Origin of the sequence: Streptomyces sp. NPDC058045 (assembly GCF_042885635.1) — a bacterium.
In the GTDB taxonomy this organism is placed as follows: domain Bacteria; phylum Actinomycetota; class Actinomycetes; order Streptomycetales; family Streptomycetaceae; genus Streptomyces.
Window position 1 is genome coordinate 1 of record NZ_JBHVRR010000020.1, and the last position, 17177, is coordinate 17177.

Below are 17177 nucleotides of genomic sequence, written 5' to 3' on the forward strand. Positions count from 1 at the left end.
CACCGGACCCGTACCCCAGCGGGTGGCCGCCCTGCTCCGCACCGCGCCCCGCCCGCCCCGAGCCGCGAAGATCACCGCCGTACTGCTGGCGGCCTGCGCCCTGGTCTCCGCCACAGCCGCGGCGGACGGGGTGTCCGACTGCCACCACCGGATCGAGATCGCCCAGGGCGAGGAGCACACCTGAACCGCCGCCACCGAGACCGCCTTCTCACCCGCCGCCTTTCCACGACCCCGCCCGTTGCCCCTCGCCCCGCTCCGTGCCCCCTCTCCATGACCGGAAATCGATCATGGTCCCGCGAGTGTGACGTAGTCCACGTGTGTGGGGCGCGGAAGACGGGTAGCGGATGGCCGACCTGCACCACTGCGACACCGGAGTACCCGTACATGAACCTCACCCACCCGAAGCCGGAGCCCATCTACACCCTGCTCGTCGAGGAGCACGGCGATGTCGTCGCCGAGGCGCGCCAGGCCGCGCACCAGATCGAGCAGAAGGCACGGGAGGCTCTCGACTTCAGCAGACTCCATGTCGCCGTGGGACGGGCGGGAAAGCAGTCAGAGTCCGCACCCGCCGGTTGACCGCTCGCCGGGGCCGCCACCGCGGCGGCCCCGGCGGACCGTGCACTCCGTACCCGGCGACAGGGATTCCGGAAGTTTCCCGGCCCGAAGCCTCCCCAGGCTGCGGGATGCGTTCCGGAGCCGTTGACTGGCGGTGACGCAGTCTGCGAGTCCCGGGAGGCGCCCCGCCATGCCACACCCCCTCCTGCCTCCGCCCGACCGGTCCGCACCGTGAGCGGACACGCCTTCCGCGAGGGCTACAGCGGGCAGACCGCCCGCGGCGCCGAACTGCACACGCCGCTGCGGGACTTCCTGCGCACCGAGACCGGCAGCGCCGCCGTCCTGGTGGCCGCCGCGCTCGCCGCCCTTGTCTGGGCCAACGCGGCCCCCGGCAGCTACACCGGATTCTGGGACACCCACCTGGCACTGCGCCTCGGCAGCCGGGGCATCGACCTGACGCTGCGCGGCTGGGTCAACAGCGGGCTGATGACACTGTTCTTCCTGGTCGTCGGCCTGGAGGCGCGCCGTGAGTTCGACATGGGCGAGCTGCGCGAACGCAGCCGCCTGGCACTGCCGCTGGTCGCCGGGGTGTGCGGAATGGCCGTCCCCGTCGCCATCTATCTAGCCGTGAACGCGGGCGAGGCCACCGCCCACGGCTGGGGCGCCGCCATGTCCACCGACACCGCCTTCGCCCTCGGCCTGCTCGCCGTCGTCGGCCGCGGGATGCCGTCCGGCCTGCGCATCTTCCTGCTCACCGTGTCCGTCGTGGACGACTTCGTCGCGCTGGTGGTGATCGCCGTCGTCTACAGCGGCCGCCTCAGCCTGCCCGCCCTGCTCACCGCCGCCGCCACCCTCGGCGCGATACTGCTGGTGCGGGCGGCGGGCCTGCGCCACCCGGCCGGGTACGCGCTGCTCGCCGCCGTGCTGTGGGTGGCGCTCCTGGAATCCGGGATCGACCCGATCGCCACCGGCCTCGTCCTCGGCCTGCTCACCTTCGCCTACCCGGCGGCCCGCTCCGACCTGGAACGCGCCAGCGGACTCTTCCGGCTCTTCCGCGAACAACCCACCCCCGAACTCGAACGCTCCGTACGCCTGGGCCTGGCCAGCGCCATCTCCCCGAACGACCGGTTGCAGCGGCTCCTGCACCCCTGGACCAGCTATGCGGTGGTGCCGCTCTTCGCCCTCGCCAACGCCGGAATCCGGCTCGGCGGCGAGGAGTTGGCACACGCCTTCACCTCACCCGTCACCCTCGGCATCCTCGGCGCCTTCGTCCTCGGCAAACCCGCCGGCATCGTCACCGCCGCGGCCCTCACCACCGCCGTCAGCCGCGGCCGGCTGCGGCCCCCGGCCGGCTGGGGCGCGGTCACCGCGGGCGGCACCATCGCCGGAGTCGGCTTCACCGTCTCCCTGCTGATCGCCACCCTCGCCTTCAGCGGCCGGCACCTGGAAGAGGCCAAGACGGGCGTGCTGAGCGCCGTCGTCGGCTCCGCGATCACCACCTGGCTGGTGATCCGACTGGTACGGGCCCTGCCCAAGCGCACCCGGCTGCGGGCACTGCTCGGCCGCGCCGAGTCCATCGTCGACCTCGCGGTCCCCGTCGACCCGGCCCGCGACCGCATCCGCGGCCCACAAGCCGCGACGGTCACCGTGGTCGAGTACGGCGACTTCGAATGCCCCTACTGCGGGCTCGCCGAACCCGTCGTCCGGGCCCTGCTGGAGGGCGACGGCGAGGTGCGCTACGTATGGCGGCACCTCCCGCTGACCGATGTCCACCCGCACGCCCAACTTGCGGCCGAAGCCGCCGAGGCCGCGGCCCGCCAGGACGGCTACTGGCCGATGCACGACCTGCTGCTGGAACACCAGGGCGCCCTGACCGCCACCGATCTGCTGGGCTACGCGGAGGAGGCCGGCCTGGACGTGCCGCGCTTCCACCGCGATCTGCGCACCCACGCCGGTGCCGGCCGCGTCGCCGAGGACGTCGAGTCCGCCGACCTCAGCGGCGTCTCCGGCACCCCCACCTTCTTCGTCAACGGCCTCCGCCACCACGGCGCCTACGACATGGCCGGCCTCACAACGGCGGTACGCACCGCCCGCGCCCGAGCGGTCGTCCGCTGAGCCGAGGGCCAACGCACGGCCTGCGGCGAGGGGGGGGCGAGAGCCGCCGGTGAGCGACAGCTCGGCGTGCCGATGGACCGGCATCCGCCCCCCGGCCCCGGGGCAGATCCTGGTCCGGGGCCGCACAGCCGACGTTGTGCACGACCCGACCCGCGGCGAGGTCTACGCCCACTCCACCACGTGCATCGCCTTCGAGCGCCGCATCATCGCGTGGCGCAGGCCGCTTCGCCGGGGGCCTGTGCCCGGGGCGGGAGCGCTGTGGGCTGCCGTGCCGGGGGGCCAGCCTGCGCCGCCGGTGAATAGCTGCCGCAGGCTGCACGACACCGTCACTTTCACCTCCGACGCAAGACCGTCGCCCACACCTGTTAGTGGGAGCCCACCAACGCTTCATGGACGCTCAGTTGACTGCGCGTCACCTCTCGGCCGGGCGTCCCACACGTTCGGAGGACATGCCGTTCGCCCGGTCGGGCCCCGTCCTGCGCCACACTGACCGCCGAAAGCCGCGGAACCGACGTAATACGGCGTAACCGGTTCAACCGTCGCGGCCCAGGAGGGTGAAGATGGCGATTTCGATTTCCGCGGTGCTGCTGTTGCTGATCCTGGCGGTGGTGTTCCTCCGTAGCGGCGCGCTGAAGTTCTCGCACGCCCTGGTCTGTGTCCTGCTCGGATTCTCGCTCGCGGGTACCAGCATGGCGCCCACCATCCAGGACGGCCTCGTCGCCACCGCGGACCTGGTCAGCCGGCTCAACCCCTGAGCGGGGAAGGGGTGTTGGCCTGCTCAGGTCAGCGCGCCGCCGGTCTCTCGTCAAGGAGCGGGATGCCCGCGGTCAGCCGGCGCAGGCAGCGCACCGCCAACTCGGCCGGTGCCCGAGGCCCGCTCGACGGGGCGTCACCGGTGCCCGCCCAGGTCTCCAGGGCGAGGCGGATGGAGTCGGTGGCGGCGGCCGCGGTCAACTGCACCTCCAGTGGGTCGGCGTCCGCTCCCGCGAGCCGGGTCAGAACCGGTACCAGGCGCTCCTCCGACTCCTGGTTGACCCTGTACCAGACGGCCCTCAGCGCCGCGTCGTCCCGGGCGGCGCGCAACAGGCCGCGGGTGGTCTCCAGTTGATCCGGTGTGCGCTCTCCCGGTTCGGCAAGAGCATCGAAGACCGCCTGCTCCAGCGCGGTGCGCAGACCCGCGTCGGGATCGGCCTCCGCCAGCAACGCCCGCCAGGCGTCGCCGCCCGCCGCCAGCAGCGGGCCGACCGCGTCCTGCTTGCTGCGGAAGTACCGGTAGAAGGTGCGCAGCGCGACACCCGCACTGCGCGCGATGTCCTCGGCCGTGGTGCCGTCGGGCCCGCGCTCGGCGAAGAGCCGGGCTGCCGCGGTGGCTATCTCGATCTGGGTGGCCGCTCTACGGCGCTCGGTCAGCGTGGGCTCGGGGGTCGGCTCTCTGGTCGGCGTCACCCGTCAAGGATAGGCCTAGCCAAGCTCCGATGTCACGTTTTGCTTCTATGGCAAAACGTGCAATGAAGGCGTATGGTGACAGTCGTGTGCTCGGGATGAGCCGCCGGGCATCGTGCGAAACGGAGAGCAGAGTGATGGACCAGAACATGAAGCAGATCGTGAACGGCAATCGCTACGAGGGGCGCCGGGCACTCGTCACCGGCTCGGGCTCCGGCATCGGCCAGGCCACCGTGTTGCGCATTCTTGCGGAGGGCGGTCAGGTCGCCGCCGCCGACGTCAGCGAGGCCGGTTTGCGGGACACCGTGGAGAAGGCCACCGCAGCCGGTGTCGCCGAGCGCCTCACCACCCTCGTCATGGACATCTCCGACGAGACCTCCGTACGGTCGTCCGTCGCCTTCGCCGTCGAGACCCTCGGCGGACTCGACGTCGTCGTGAACGCGGCGGGCATCCTCCGCTCCTCGCACAGCCATGAGACCTCGCTCGACGACTTCACCCGCATCCTCCAGGTCAACCTGGTGGGCACCTTCCTGGTGATCCGCGAGTCGATACCGGCCCTCCTCCAGGGCAACGGTCCCGCGGTGATCAACTTCAGCTCGACCTCAGCGATGTTCGCCCACCCGTATATGGCGGCGTACGCGGCGAGCAAGGGCGGGATCCAGTCCATGACGCACGCGCTGGCCGCCGAGTACGGCAAGCAGGGCATCCGCTTCACCGCCGTGCAGCCCGGATCCATATCCTCCGGGATGACCGACGGCTCCGGCGCCAGCGGCCAGAGCCGTGGCCCCGGTCTGCCCGCGGACGCGGACATGAGCCTCTTCGCCAAGCTGTCTCCGGCGATCGGTGCCGGTTTCGCGGGACCGGAGAGTGTCGCTTCCGTGGTGGCCCTGCTGGGTTCCGACGACGGCGCGTTCATCACCGGCACCGAGGTCCGCATCGACGGCGGCACCCACTTCTGACGGGCCGCACCGACGGTTGGCGTCCGCAGCACGGACAAGCGCCGTGACCGCCAGCCTCGTCGCCCTGCTGCTCGTCGACGAACTCGCCTAGGTGGGGCGGTGGAGATCATCACTGACATCAGCTCAGGACTTGCGCCGGGTCTATGACCCAGTGGTTGGACTTGAGGGGCCGCCCCGAGAAGAACACCGCTGTCTCGGCGAGGAGTTGGAAACCGACAGAGCGACAGATGCCGTTCGACGCGGCGTTGTTGACGGCCGGGAAGGCATGAACGAGCCCCCAGCGGTTCGCTCTCCCGGCCTGTTCCAGCAGCGTGCGTACGGCGAGCTTGCCGAGCCCCTGCCCCTGGAATTCGGGCAGCACCATCCAACCGATCTCGGAGACCGGTCCGTCGTCGCTGTCGTGGGCCCAGAGAGCCACCATCCCTGCCACCGCATCGGGGCAGGTCGCATCGGGAACGATCATCTTCAACCACGCGATGTCCTCCGCTGCCTCCCGGGCGTCCCGATGGACCTTGTCCGCCATGCCCGCACGCGGCAGCGGCCCACCCAGGTCAGCCATCATGACGGGATCGCAGCGCATTCGAACGTAGGCCTCGACATCGGCAGTTGAGACGTTACGTAGCTGCATCCGCCCTCCCTTCCGGACTCGGGGCGATGCGGCATCCATCTGGGAAGCGAGTAGGGGCGGAGGTGCCCCGGGCAGGTGGTGTGGGCCTGCCCGAGGCCCGGGGTCAGAGCAGGTTCACCATCCTGAGGTACTTGTTCCAGTCCCAGTACGGGCCCGGGTCGGTGTGGTCCGTGCCCGGTACCTCCACGTGCCCGATGATGTGCTCCCGGTTCATGGGGATCCCGTAGGTGGAGCAGATCGACTTGGTGAGGAGTGCGGACTGCTCGTACAGGGCGTCGGTGAAGTACTCCGGCTTGTCGACCCAGCCTTCGTGCTCGATGCCAATGCTGCGGGTGTTGTAGTCCCAGTTCCCCGCGTGCCAGGCGACGTCCTTGTCACGGACGCACTGGGCGATGTGGCCGTCCTTGGAGCGCACCAGGTAGTGAGCCGAGACCTGCTTGGCCGGGTTCTGGAAGATGGCCAGGGCGTCCTGGTACGTCTCCTGCGTCACATGGATGACGACATGGTCGATGGCGTACTGGTTGGGCCGGGTGGACTTGGTGTAGTTGGAGGGGCTGGCCGGGACCCATTCGGCCGGCGGGTAGTCCACGGCCTTCGGCCGTGCGGCGGCCCGTGCGGTGGCGGGCAGCAGCGCTGTGGAGACCGCGGCGAGCGCGGCGCCCTGGAGCAGACGGCGTCTGCCGGGCTGGAATTCGGCGGGTGACATAAGTGCCCTGCCTTTCGTGGGGGGTTGTTGTTTGTGCTCTGCCGGGACCCTGCCGGTTCAGCGGCGGAGAGTCCCGGCACGTTCAGGGTGGTGCGCGGCGGAGCCCCGTCGTACGGGAGTCGTCGGAGCTGTCGAAGAGGGGTGACTCGACTGGCTGCGTGGGGAGTTGGGGTATCGGGGAGGTGGCCCTCGGAGGGGGAGGCGTATCGGTGGCGGTGATGAGGGTGCCGCGCGCTCCTCGCAGGACCGGGTCCGCCCCGCTCGAATCCGTCAGCATCGCGTTCCCCCCTCCATGGTCTGTGACGCACCGTCGACTTTGATGCCGAGATGCCCGGCGACGCATACGGTACGAGCGCCGGACGTAGGTGCGGAAGAGCGCGGGGAAGATCTGGGGACAACTGCGAAGTTGTGGAGAACTTCGTCACCCGGAAGAGGGAACAGCCCTGTGTGCAACGGGCGATGACGGAGTGTTAGTAAGGTTCAGATGGTCGCGGATGTTCCGGCTGGGTCGTCGAGCACCGAGCGGACCACCGCATGGGCGGCACCGAGCAGCGGTCCCTGCGACCCGAACCGCGAGACGGCGATCCCATGCGCGGGGCTCGCCCCGCGCCGGGCCAACTCCTCCTCGGCGGCGGGCAGTAGCCAGGGCGCGAGGGGGGCCAGGGCGCCGCCCAGCACCACAAGACGCGGATCGAGGAGATTGACCGCCCCGGTGAGCGCCACCCCCAGCGCAGTTCCGGCGGTGTGCAGCGCATCGCGGACCCGCTTGTCGCCCGCCGCGGCCCGCTCCGCCAGCAACTCCCGGGCATGGGCGCCGGATTCGAGGCCCGCGGTACGCAGTACGGCCTCCTCACCCGCGTACTGCTCCAGGCAGCCATGGCTGCCGCAGGGGCAGGCCGGGCCGTCGGGACGCACCGGGACATGCCCCAGCTCACCGGCGAAGCCTCGGGTGCCGCGCAGCAGCCGTCCGTCGACCACCACCGCCGCACCGATACCGATCTCCGCCGACACATGCACGAAGTCGCCGGGGGTGTCCTCGCCGAGCCAGAGTTCGGCGAGAGCGCCCAGATTCGCCTCGTTCTCCACCGCCACCGGAAGTGCCTTCGGCATCTCATCGGGCATCAACTCGCTGAGCAGGGCGGGGAGTTCGATGTCGTGCCAGTCCAGATTGGGGGCGCGGACCACGGTGCCCCTGTCCCGCCCGACCAGTCCCGGTACCGCGACGGACAGCCCCGCAGGCCGCAGTTCCTCGGCTGTCGCCTCGATGGCGGCCCGCCGTAGCAGGGCCGCCAGATCCCGCACCACGGACCGCGGGTCCCGCCCGCGGTTGCCGACCTGCCGCTCGGCCCGGGTGCGTACCTGACCGCGCAGGTCCACGACGCACACCGCGAGATGGTCCACGCCGATCTCCGCGCCCAGACCGGCCGGCCCGCTGCCGCTGACACCGAGTGCGGAGCCGGGCCGTCCGACCCGGCCGGGGCGCTCCGGACCCAACTCCTCCAGCATTCCCGACCGCAGCAGTTCATCGACCAGGGTGGAGACCGCCGCCCGGGTCAGGCCGATGCGTGAGGCGACCGCGGCACGGGACAGTGGACCCTCGGCGGCCAGCGTGTACATCACCCGGGACAGATTGCGCCGCCGCATCCCCTGCTGGGTGTCAGGGGTGCGGCTGCGGGACTGGTGCGGGGGAGCGGTCATTCCGCGGGTACTCCTCGGGGCGGCGGACTGCGGCGGACTGCGGCGGACTGCGCGGGCCTGGACGGTGAGCGCGGGTCAGTCGGAGGCAGGGCGGTCCAGCAAGGGGGACGCGCCCGACAGGACCCGGCCGATCCGGTCCAGCGCCGCCTCGTCCCGTTCCACCGCCGCCAGGACCGGGCCCTCGGCGGTGCCCCAGCGGCGTGCCACGGCCGCCGGGTCCTCGCCGGTGAGCAGCCCGGCGGCCTGGGCGGCGGCGCCCAATGCGACCAACTCCCGTGCCTGCGGCACCTGCACGGGGCGGCCGGAGAGCCGCAGTACCGTCTGCTGCCAGGCCTGCCCGCGGGCGCCGCCGCCGATCAGCAGCAGTGGCGCCGAACGGTCCGCCTCCTCGTCCAGTACCAGGTCCAGCGCGCCCAGCAGGGAGTGCACGGCCCCGTCGTAGGCGGCCTGGAGCAGGTGGCCGGGGGTGGTGTCGTGGCGCAGGCCGTGCAGCAGTCCGGAGGCGTGCGGCAGATTGGGGGTGCGCTCGCCGTCCAGGAACGGCAGCAGGGTGGCGGTACCGCCCGCCTCCACGGCCTCGCGGTCCCGGCCGAGGAGGGCGGCGACCCGGTCCACGGCGAGCGTGCAGTTCAGGGTGCAGGCCAGCGGCAGCCAGTCGCCCCGGGCGTCGGCGAAACCGGCGACGGTCCCCGTGGGGTCGGCGGACCTGCGGCGGGACACCGCGTAGACGGTGCCCGAGGTGCCCAGGCTGAGGACGGGCACGCCGGGCCGCACCCCCAGGCCGAGCGCCGCGGCCGCGTTGTCCCCGGTGCCGGCCGCGACCAGGGTGCCGTGCGCCAGCGGCAGACCGTCCGCTTCGCGCACCGTGCCCGCGGCCTCGCCCGGGGGCACCAGACGCGGCAGCAGCGCCGGGTCGAGGCCCACCATGCCGAGGATCTCCTCGTCGTACCGCTCGGTGATGGGGGACCACCAGCCGGTGCCGGAGGCGTCGCCGCGATCGGTGGTGCCGTCACCGGTGAGGCGGCCCGTCAGATAGTCGTGCGGCAGGCGTACCGCGGCGGCGGCGTGTGCCGACTCCGGCTCGTGCTGGACCAGCCACGCCCATTTGGTGACCGTGAACGACGGGGCGGGGACGCTGCCGACGCGCTCCGCCCACGCCTCGCCGCCGCCGAGCCGGGCCGTCAACTCGGCTGCCTGCGGCGCGGATCGCACATCGTTCCAGAGCAGTGCGGGGCGCACCGGACGGCCCCGGGCGTCGAGTGTGACCAGGCCGTGCTGCTGGCCGCCGACGGAGACCGCGGCTGCTTCCCGGGCGGGCGCTCCGCACTGGTGCAGCGCGGTCCGCAGGGCGTCCCACCACTGTTCGGGGTCGCTCTCGCGGCCGCTTCCGGAGGTGACGGTGTGCGGGGCCTGCCCGGAGGCCACCACCGCGCCGGTCGCGGTGTCGACGACCAGGGCCTTGGTGGACTGCGTGGAGCTGTCCACCCCGACGACGAGTGGTCCCTGGGCTGCTGACATCAGGTTCTCCATTCCTGCGGACTCCTGCGGACCGGCTGCTGCGGGCTCCGGCCCCGCGAAGGTTCGGGATGGTGGCCGCCGCGTCGGATCGTCCGCTGGGGGCTACCCGATTCCCGCCGCTGTCTTCCCAGTGCCGCCCGCGCATACTAATTTGTAAAGCCACCTGACGAAATCATCGGAGTACGCGAGGACGCGAGGAGTCGTGTGATGAGTTTTCAGCCCACGCCCGAGGACCGTTTCACCTTCGGCCTGTGGACCGTCGGCTGGCAGGGCCGCGACCCCTTCGGCGACGCCACCCGGCCCGTCCTCGACCCGGTCGAGTCGGTGCGGCGCCTCTCCGAACTCGGTGCCCACGGCGTCACGTTCCACGATGACGACCTGATCCCCGCCGGCTCCTCCGACGTGGAGCGCGAGGGCCACATCAAGCGTTTCCGGCAGGCCCTCGACGCCACCGGCATGGTCGTGCCGATGGCCACCACCAACCTCTTCACCCACCCCGTCTTCAAGGACGGCGGCTTCACCGCCAACGACCGCGATGTCCGCCGATACGCCCTCCGCAAGACCATCCGCAACATCGATCTCGCGGCCGAACTCGGCGCCCGGACCTATGTGGCCTGGGGCGGCCGGGACGGCGCCGAGTCCGGTGGCGCCAAGGACGTCCGGGACGCCCTCGACCGGATGAAGGAGGCCTTCGACCTCCTCGGCGAGTACGTCATCGAGCAGGGCTACGACCTGCGCTTCGCCATCGAGCCCAAGCCCAACGAGCCCCGCGGCGACATCCTGCTCCCCACCGTCGGACACGCCCTCGCCTTCATCGAGCGCCTGGAACGCCCCGAGTTGTACGGCGTCAACCCGGAGGTCGGCCATGAGCAGATGGCCGGGCTGAACTTCCCGCACGGCATCGCCCAGGCACTGTGGGCCGGCAAGCTCTTCCATCTCGACCTCAACGGCCAGTCCGGCATCAAGTACGACCAGGACCTGCGGTTCGGGGCCGGTGATCTGCGGGCGGCGTTCTGGCTGGTGGACCTGCTGGAGCGGGCCGGTTACACCGGGCCGCGGCACTTCGACTTCAAGCCGCCGCGGACCGAGGACCTCTCCGGAGTGTGGGAGTCCGCCGCCGGCTGTATGCGGAACTATCTGATCCTGAAGGAGCGTTCGGCCGCGTTCCGTGCCGATCCGGAGGTCCAGGAGGCCCTCCGCGCCTCCCGGCTGGACGAGTTGGCGCGGCCCACGGCGGAGGACGGTCTCGCGGGACTGCTCGCGGACCGGGGCGCGTTCGAGGAGTTCGATGTGACGGCGGCGGCCGAGCGCGGGATGGCCTTCGAGCGGCTGGACCAACTGGCCATGGACCACCTGCTGGCCGCCCGCGACTGAACCGCACGCCTAACCGGCCGTCCCGCCTGCCCCTCACCTCCCTTCGTTTGACCCTCCTACGCTTTGCCTACCGCTCCGCTTCCGCCTCCTCCAGGGCGCGGGACAGTGCCTCGCCCGGTCCGTCGCAGGGTCCGCCCGCCGGGGTCCAGGTCCCGTTCGCGGTGTGGCGCGGCCTGTGGAAGGGCCACCAGGCGCCGCCTTGGCCGTAGCGGATCTGGACACGGCCGTCCCCGGTGGTCCAGCGGTTCCCGGACGCGGTGAGGTCCGGGACCTCGCCCTCCGACCGGGCGTCCGCCACCGCCGCCACGGCGAGCGCGGCCGCCCGCTCATCCGGCACCCACTGCTCCTCCCACACCTCAAGCCCGGCAACGCCCCCGAACTCCCAAGCCAGTACGGCCGCTTCGAGCTCGGACCCGGTACGTCCGCCCACTGCCGCCAGCCGTGCCATCACCTCTTCCATTCCACTGTCCGATGTCCGCGGCCCCGGCTCGGTGGCCGGCCGACCGCGCCCGGCGGCGGCCAGTCGTACCGCGTCCTCGTGTTCCGTCAGCCCCGCTCGGCCCGCCGCTGCCTCGTGCAGCCCACTGCCGACCGGGATATGGGCAGCGCGCAGCGTCGCCAGGAGTCCGTACGCGGTGACGGCGGCGGCCCGGCCAAGGAACTCCACCGCCGGCACCTCGACATCTGCCGCAGGTCCCGTCTCCATGTCCAACGGGGGAGGCAGGCCGGGAAGTTCCGGGTCCGGAGGGAGATCCGGGAGCGGCGGCAGATCCCGTTCGGCGGCGAGGACCGCCGCGGCTTCGACACCGTCCTGCGCCGCCTGAGCCGCACCTCCGTCCTCGGTGTGCGCCACCGCCTCGGCCTGGCGATCGTGCAGGGTCCGCAGCGCGTCCAGCAACTGCCCTTCACCGCGCCCCCGCATCAGCAGTAGCACGAACGAGTCCTCGTCGACCAGGCGGGCCATCTGGTAGCTGAGCGCCGCGGTGTGCGCGCAGTGGTCCCAGGCGCCGCACTCGCACTCCGGCTCCAACTCCCCGATACCGGGAAGGAGTTCGAGTCCGGCCTCGGCCGCGTCCGCCACCAGTTGCGGCGGCATCTCCCGTTCCAGCAGTGCCGCCACATGCCCGGCCCGCTCCACCGCCATACCGAGGAAGCGCCGCCAGCCCTCGTCATCGAGCCGGTGCAGCAGTACGTCGGCACGGTGCGCGCTGCCGTCGCGTTCCCGCACGATGGCGGTGATCCGGCCGGGCCGTACCGAGACCGCGCCCACCGCTCCGGCCCGGGCGAGTCCGCGGCCCGCCTTGAGCTGGGTGCCGTCCAGGGCCGTGTCCTCCAGGGCCTTCAGCCAGGCGTGGCCCCACCAGGTGCGGGCGAAGCCCCGGCCGCGGGCAGGCGGGAGCGCGGCGAACGTCCGCTCGGGCTCGGTCATTTCGGTCACCGTGTCGTCGTCCGTCCCGTCGAGGTCCATGCCGGTCACCGGTCGCCTCCGCGCAGTCGGACCAGTGCGGCGAGTTCCTCGTCGCCGAGTTCGGTGAGGGCGCCCTCGCCACCGCCGCCGAGGACCGCGTCCGCCAGTCTCGTCTTGCGGGCCAGCATCTCCGCGATGCGGTCCTCCACGGTTCCCTCCGCCACCAGCTTGTGGACCTGCACCGGACGGTCCTGCCCGATCCGGTAGGCGCGGTCGGTGGCCTGGGCCTCGACCGCCGGATTCCACCACCGGTCGAAGTGCACCACATGCTCCGCCCGCGTCAGATTGAGGCCGGTCCCGGCCGCCTTGAGGGAGAGCAGAAAGACCGGAACCTCACCGTCCTGGAAGCGGCGCACCATCCGCTCGCGTACCTCCACCGGGGTTCCGCCGTGCAGGAGTTGACAGGGCACGCCGCGGTCCGTGAGGTGGGTCTCCAGCAGCCGGGCCATCTGCACGTACTGGGTGAAGACGAGGGCCGCGGAGCCTTCGGCGAGGATGGCGCCGAGGAGTTCGTCGAGCAGATCCAGCTTGCCGGAGCGACCGGTGAGGAGGGGAGCGTCCTCCTTGAGGTACTGGGCGGGGTGGTTGCAGATCTGTTTGAGCGCCGTCAGCAGGGCGATGATCATCCCGCGCCGGGCGGGGCCTTCCGCGGCGGAGATCCGGTCCAGGGTCTCGCGGACCACCGCCTCGTACAGTCCGGCCTGCTCGGGGGTGAGGGACACCGCGAGCTCGGTCTCGGTCTTGGGCGGCAGCTCCGGGGCGATCCCCGGGTCCGACTTGTGCCGGCGCAGCAGGAACGGCCGTACCAGACGGGCCAGTTGCTCGGCCGCCAGCGGGTCCCGGCCGCCCTCCACCGCGTCCGCGTAGCGGGCCCGGAAGCCGCTGACGGAACCGAGGAGTCCGGGGGTGGTCCAGTCGAGGACGGCCCACAGCTCGGACAGATTGTTCTCCACGGGGGTGCCGGAGAGCGCCACTCTGGCTTGCGAGCCGATGGACCGCAGCGCCTTCGCGGTGGCGGCCGAGGCGTTCTTCACATGCTGTGCCTCGTCCGCGACCAGCATCCCCCAGGGACCCGCCGTGGCCAGGGCCTCGGCGTCCAGCCGCATGGTGCCGTAGGTCGTCAGCACCACCTCGCCGGGAGCGAGGTCAACCGCCGAACGGCGCGGACCATGGAACCGGCGTACCGGCGTACCCGGCGCGAAGCGTTCGATCTCGCGCTGCCAGTTGCCGAGCAGCGAGGCAGGACACACCACGAGAGCCGGGCCCGCGGTGGCCTCGGACTCCTGGCGGTGCAGATGGAGTGCGATGAGGGTGATGGTCTTGCCCAGGCCCATGTCGTCCGCGAGGCAGGCGCCGAGGCCGAGCGAGGTCATCCGCGCCAGCCAGTTCAGCCCGCGGAGCTGGTAGTCCCGCAGCCGGGCCGTGAGGGCCGCAGGCTGACCGACCGCTTGCGCCCCTTCCGGTTCCGACAGGCGGGCCCGCAGCTCGGCCAGCGCGCCCTCCGCCTCCACCTCGACGGGGCCCACGGCGGTCTCGGCGGTACCGGTCAGCGCGGCCCGCAGCGCGTCGACCGGCGCGATCCGCTGATCCCGCCGCTGCCGTGCCCGGCGCACTTCCTCCGGGTCGACCAGGATCCAGCGGTCCCGCAGCCGTACCAGCGGACGGTTGGCCTCCGCGAGCCGGTCCAGATCGGTACGGGTGAGCTGCTCGCCGCCCACCGCGAAACGCCAGTTGAAGGCGAGCAGCGACTCGGGCCCCAGCAGCGAGGGTGAGCCGTCGCCCCGCGCGGTCGCGGGCTCCGGGCCGACGACGGCGGAGGTGGTGAACCCGCGGGCCAACGCCCTCGGCCAGTGCACGGCGACACCGGCGGACGCCAGCGCTCCGGCCCCGGCACCCAGCAGCTCCGTCACCTCTTCCCCGTCGAGTTCCACCGAGTCCGGGACGGCGGCGGACAGCAGCGGAGCGAGGGGCGCCCAGGCGTGGACCGCGCGCCGGACCGCGACCAGCGCGGTCATCCGATCGGCCGGACCGAAGCCGGTGGCTCCGCCGGTGCGGTCCGCCCACACCTCGCTCGCATCGGCGACGACCGCCGCATCCGAGGCGCGGTGCACCTGCACGACGACGCGGAACACCCCGGGCCCGTCCAGCACTTCGGCCGCCTCGCCCTCGGCGCCGGACCCCTCCGGATCCAGCCCGTCGACCTCGACGCGGAGCGAGATCCGCACCCCGGCGTCGTGCGCGGCCGTCAACTCGTCTGCCCAGGGCCGCAGTTCCGGACGGTGCTGCGGCTCCTCGGCGGCGAAGCAGGCGCCACCCGCCGCCCGTTCAGCGGCCGGAGAGCGCGGCAGGGTGTCCGCCACCGCATCCAGAAACGCCCGCAGCAGCGGCTCGGCCCGGGGCAGCCGGGGGGCGTGGGCGGCCGCCCCCGGGGCGCCGGGGAGGGGGACGGCACGTGCCGCGGCGGGCATGGCCGCGGCGAGTCCACCCACCGCCCGCAGCTCCTCCGCGAGCAGCGGGGCGCAGCGCCAGAGGTCGTGGCCCGAGGCGCTGATCCCCGGCAGCAGCAGTCCGCGCGCCGCGAAACCGAGCGCGAGCAGCGCCGCCGCACCCCAGAACTCCGTTGCCGGATGCACCACTTCAGAACCCCCGGCCGGAGCCGAGCCCTCCGCACGGGCGCGGGCCAGCGGTACCACCGCCGTTCCGATCGGCACCCGCACCGCAGGGACGACCGAGGTCCGCACGCCGTCCTCGCCGGGCAGGACCACGGTGAGCGACGCGGCGGCGGCACCGGGCACGGCAGGGAGAGCGGTGCCGTCGGCCCGCCAGAAGGCCACCGTGCCCAGCCGTGGCGGATCCGCGGGCTCGAACACGGCCGCACAGCCGAGCAGTTCACGGAGGACGTCGGGATCGGACGAAGCGGAGAGAGGGGAGTGAAAAGCGGGGGGAGAGGAGGTGGTGGGCAGGACAGACTCCATTCGTCAAGTTTGACTACTTGGATGACCGGCGGCCGAGGGTACACCATGACGCCACCCTGCGCGGCGCCTCCCGAGCGCCCTGGGGAAATCCCCACCTCCGCGGTGTGGTCAGCACCCGCAGCCCCAGGGGGTGCGCACCGGCCGCAATCCGGGTGGTGACGCCATGGTTGCCGACACCCGCCCGAATCTACGTTTGCTCAGGTCAGCACGGATTCGCAGACCGGAGACCGCCATGGCCCAGACCGTCGTACCCGCCGCACCGCCCGCACTGCCGCGCCCCGACTCCGGGGCCGGCGGGCGGCGGACGGGCAGCGAGTTCGCCCCGCTGCTGCGTGTGGCGAAATCCCAGGGACTACTGGAACAGCGCACCGGCTGGTACGCCCGCACCATGATCGTGAACGCGGTGTTCCTCGCCGCCACCGTCACCGGCATGGTCCTGCTCGGCAACACCTGGTGGACCCTGCTGCTCGCCCCCGTACTGGCCGTGCTCTCCGCGCGTACCGCGTTCATCGGCCACGACGCCGGGCACGCCCAGATCACCGGAGACCGCCGCAAGAGCCGGCTGATCGGCCTCATCCACGGCAATCTGCTGCTCGGCATGAGCTACGCCTGGTGGAACGACAAGCACAACCGGCACCACGCCAACCCCAACCATGTCGACAAAGACCCCGATGTCGCGGCCGATGTCCTCGTCTTCACCAGCCGGCAGGCCGCGGTCCGCGACGGCCTGCGCCGCTGGCTCACCCGCCACCAGGCCTGGCTGTTCTTCCCGCTGACCCTGCTGGAAGGCATCGCGCTGAAGGTCTACGGCTTCCAGGACCTGCGGCGCCAGAGCCCGCGTGAGCGCCTGGTCGAAGGGACCCTGCTGGCGCTCCACGTCATCGGCTACCTCACCCTGCTGTTCACCGTGCTCACCCCCGGCAAGGCCGTCCTCTTCGCCGTCCTTCACCAGGCACTCTTCGGACTTCACCTCGGGCTCGCCTTCGCCCCGAACCACAAGGGCATGGAGATGCCCGACCCCGACGGCGAGCGGTGGGGGCATCTGCGCCGGCAGGTCCTCACCTCGCGCAACATCCGCGGCAACGCCATCACGGACTGGTTCCTCGGCGGCCTCAACTACCAGATCGAGCACCACCTCTTCCCGAGTATGCCCCGCCCCCATCTCACCCTGGTCCGCCCCCTGGTACGGGCCCACTGCCGGGACCTCGGCGTCCCCTATACGGAGACCGGACTGGTGGACTCCTACCGGCAGGCGCTGCACCATCTGCACGCGGTGGGGGAGCCGCTCCGGCAGGCGTGACCGACCGGCCCGGCACACCCTGGGAGGGTGGAGCCGGGTCCACCCCCGGGTGGGGTCGGAATCAGGGTCAGGTCAGGGTCGGCTCAGGGGCGTGGGCCGGAACCAGGAGCGGCGCGAGGACGTTTCCACGACAGAGAGCGGCAACAGCCGCAGAGGAGGCGACACACATGTCGAACAGGGCGAAGATCGCCGCAGGGGGTGTGGCGGCCGGCATCATCCTATTGATCTGGCTGCCCTGGTGGGCCGCACTCCTGATCGTGCTGGGCGTGCCCGCCGCTGCCTATCTGGCACTCGACCCGTCCCAGCGCAACCGACTGCGCCGGGTGTCCCGCCGAGAGCTGCGCCGCTGAGCCGCGCCCTTCGGAGCGGTTGAGCGTCCCTGGCCTGTGGGCCCGACCGTCCGGTCCCGGACACGATCGTCCGAGGCCGGACAGGCCG

The 17177-nt window shown here is 72.0% G+C and carries 14 protein-coding genes and 1 pseudogene; 8 read left to right on the forward strand and 7 right to left on the reverse strand.

Annotation, left to right across the window (positions count from 1 at the left end; genetic code table 11):
• From ACFVST_RS14685 to ACFVST_RS14700, 4 genes and pseudogenes are all read left to right on the forward strand, one after another.
• A pseudogene (locus tag ACFVST_RS14685) lies at positions 1 to 184 on the forward strand (M56 family peptidase); the annotation flags it as partial.
• A gap of 200 nt (positions 185 to 384) precedes the next feature.
• A complete protein-coding gene (locus ACFVST_RS14690; protein ID WP_390150662.1) occupies positions 385 to 576 on the forward strand; it encodes a hypothetical protein in 192 nt (63 codons plus the stop codon).
• Between the two features lie 210 nt (positions 577 to 786).
• Positions 787 to 2670 carry a Na+/H+ antiporter NhaA gene (gene nhaA / locus ACFVST_RS14695; RefSeq protein WP_390150665.1) on the forward strand — a complete coding sequence of 628 codons (1884 nt, stop codon included), beginning with the start codon at positions 787 to 789 and terminating at the stop codon, positions 2668 to 2670.
• Positions 2671 to 3230: 560 nt separating this feature from the next.
• Positions 3231 to 3425: a hypothetical protein gene (locus ACFVST_RS14700; RefSeq protein ID WP_390150668.1), complete on the forward strand. Its 195-nt coding sequence runs from the start codon at positions 3231 to 3233 to the stop codon at positions 3423 to 3425.
• A 28-nt stretch (positions 3426 to 3453) separates the two neighbouring features.
• Here the strand turns inward: ACFVST_RS14700 and ACFVST_RS14705 are convergent, their stop codons facing one another.
• The gene (locus ACFVST_RS14705) at positions 3454 to 4116 is read right to left on the reverse strand and encodes a TetR family transcriptional regulator (protein ID WP_390150671.1); all 663 of its coding nucleotides are present in this window, start codon (positions 4114 to 4116) and stop codon (positions 3454 to 3456) included.
• 134 nt (positions 4117 to 4250) lie between these two features.
• On the opposite strand from ACFVST_RS14705, the gene ACFVST_RS14710 reads away from it, so the two are divergent.
• Positions 4251 to 5072 carry an SDR family NAD(P)-dependent oxidoreductase gene (locus tag ACFVST_RS14710; RefSeq protein ID WP_390150674.1) on the forward strand — a complete coding sequence of 274 codons (822 nt, stop codon included), beginning with the start codon at positions 4251 to 4253 and terminating at the stop codon, positions 5070 to 5072.
• 118 nt (positions 5073 to 5190) lie between these two features.
• Here the strand turns inward: ACFVST_RS14710 and ACFVST_RS14715 are convergent, their stop codons facing one another.
• The 4 genes from ACFVST_RS14715 to xylB all read right to left on the reverse strand — a co-directional run bounded on the left by ACFVST_RS14715 (position 5191) and on the right by xylB (position 9622).
• Entirely contained in the window at positions 5191 to 5700 is a 510-nt protein-coding gene (locus ACFVST_RS14715) for a GNAT family N-acetyltransferase (RefSeq protein WP_390150677.1), read from the reverse strand.
• 103 nt (positions 5701 to 5803) lie between these two features.
• Positions 5804 to 6406: an N-acetylmuramoyl-L-alanine amidase gene (locus ACFVST_RS14720; protein ID WP_390150680.1), complete on the reverse strand. Its 603-nt coding sequence runs from the start codon at positions 6404 to 6406 to the stop codon at positions 5804 to 5806.
• 480 nt (positions 6407 to 6886) lie between these two features.
• Complete coding sequence (locus ACFVST_RS14725; RefSeq protein WP_390150683.1) at positions 6887 to 8104, reverse strand: ROK family protein; 1218 nt, start codon at positions 8102 to 8104, stop codon at positions 6887 to 6889.
• 75 nt (positions 8105 to 8179) lie between these two features.
• Complete coding sequence (gene xylB, locus ACFVST_RS14730; protein ID WP_390150686.1) at positions 8180 to 9622, reverse strand: xylulokinase; 1443 nt, start codon at positions 9620 to 9622, stop codon at positions 8180 to 8182.
• A 207-nt stretch (positions 9623 to 9829) separates the two neighbouring features.
• On the opposite strand from xylB, the gene xylA reads away from it, so the two are divergent.
• Entirely contained in the window at positions 9830 to 10996 is a 1167-nt protein-coding gene (xylA, locus tag ACFVST_RS14735) for a xylose isomerase (RefSeq protein ID WP_390150689.1), read from the forward strand.
• A 67-nt stretch (positions 10997 to 11063) separates the two neighbouring features.
• On the opposite strand, the gene ACFVST_RS14740 is transcribed toward xylA, so the two are convergent.
• Both ACFVST_RS14740 and ACFVST_RS14745 read right to left on the reverse strand, forming a co-directional pair.
• Positions 11064 to 12464, reverse strand: a complete 1401-nt coding sequence (locus ACFVST_RS14740) for an SWF or SNF family helicase (protein ID WP_390150916.1) — start codon at positions 12462 to 12464, stop codon at positions 11064 to 11066.
• A gap of 5 nt (positions 12465 to 12469) precedes the next feature.
• Positions 12470 to 15439 carry an SNF2-related protein gene (locus ACFVST_RS14745; protein ID WP_390150692.1) on the reverse strand — a complete coding sequence of 990 codons (2970 nt, stop codon included), beginning with the start codon at positions 15437 to 15439 and terminating at the stop codon, positions 12470 to 12472.
• A gap of 232 nt (positions 15440 to 15671) precedes the next feature.
• Between ACFVST_RS14745 and ACFVST_RS14750 the strand changes: the two genes are divergently transcribed.
• Positions 15672 to 16739, forward strand: coding sequence for an acyl-CoA desaturase (locus ACFVST_RS14750; RefSeq protein ID WP_390150695.1), 1068 nt, complete (start codon positions 15672 to 15674; stop codon positions 16737 to 16739).
• Positions 16740 to 16906: 167 nt separating this feature from the next.
• Positions 16907 to 17089: a hypothetical protein gene (locus ACFVST_RS14755; protein WP_390150698.1), complete on the forward strand. Its 183-nt coding sequence runs from the start codon at positions 16907 to 16909 to the stop codon at positions 17087 to 17089.
• Positions 17090 to 17177: the final 88 nt, after the last annotated feature.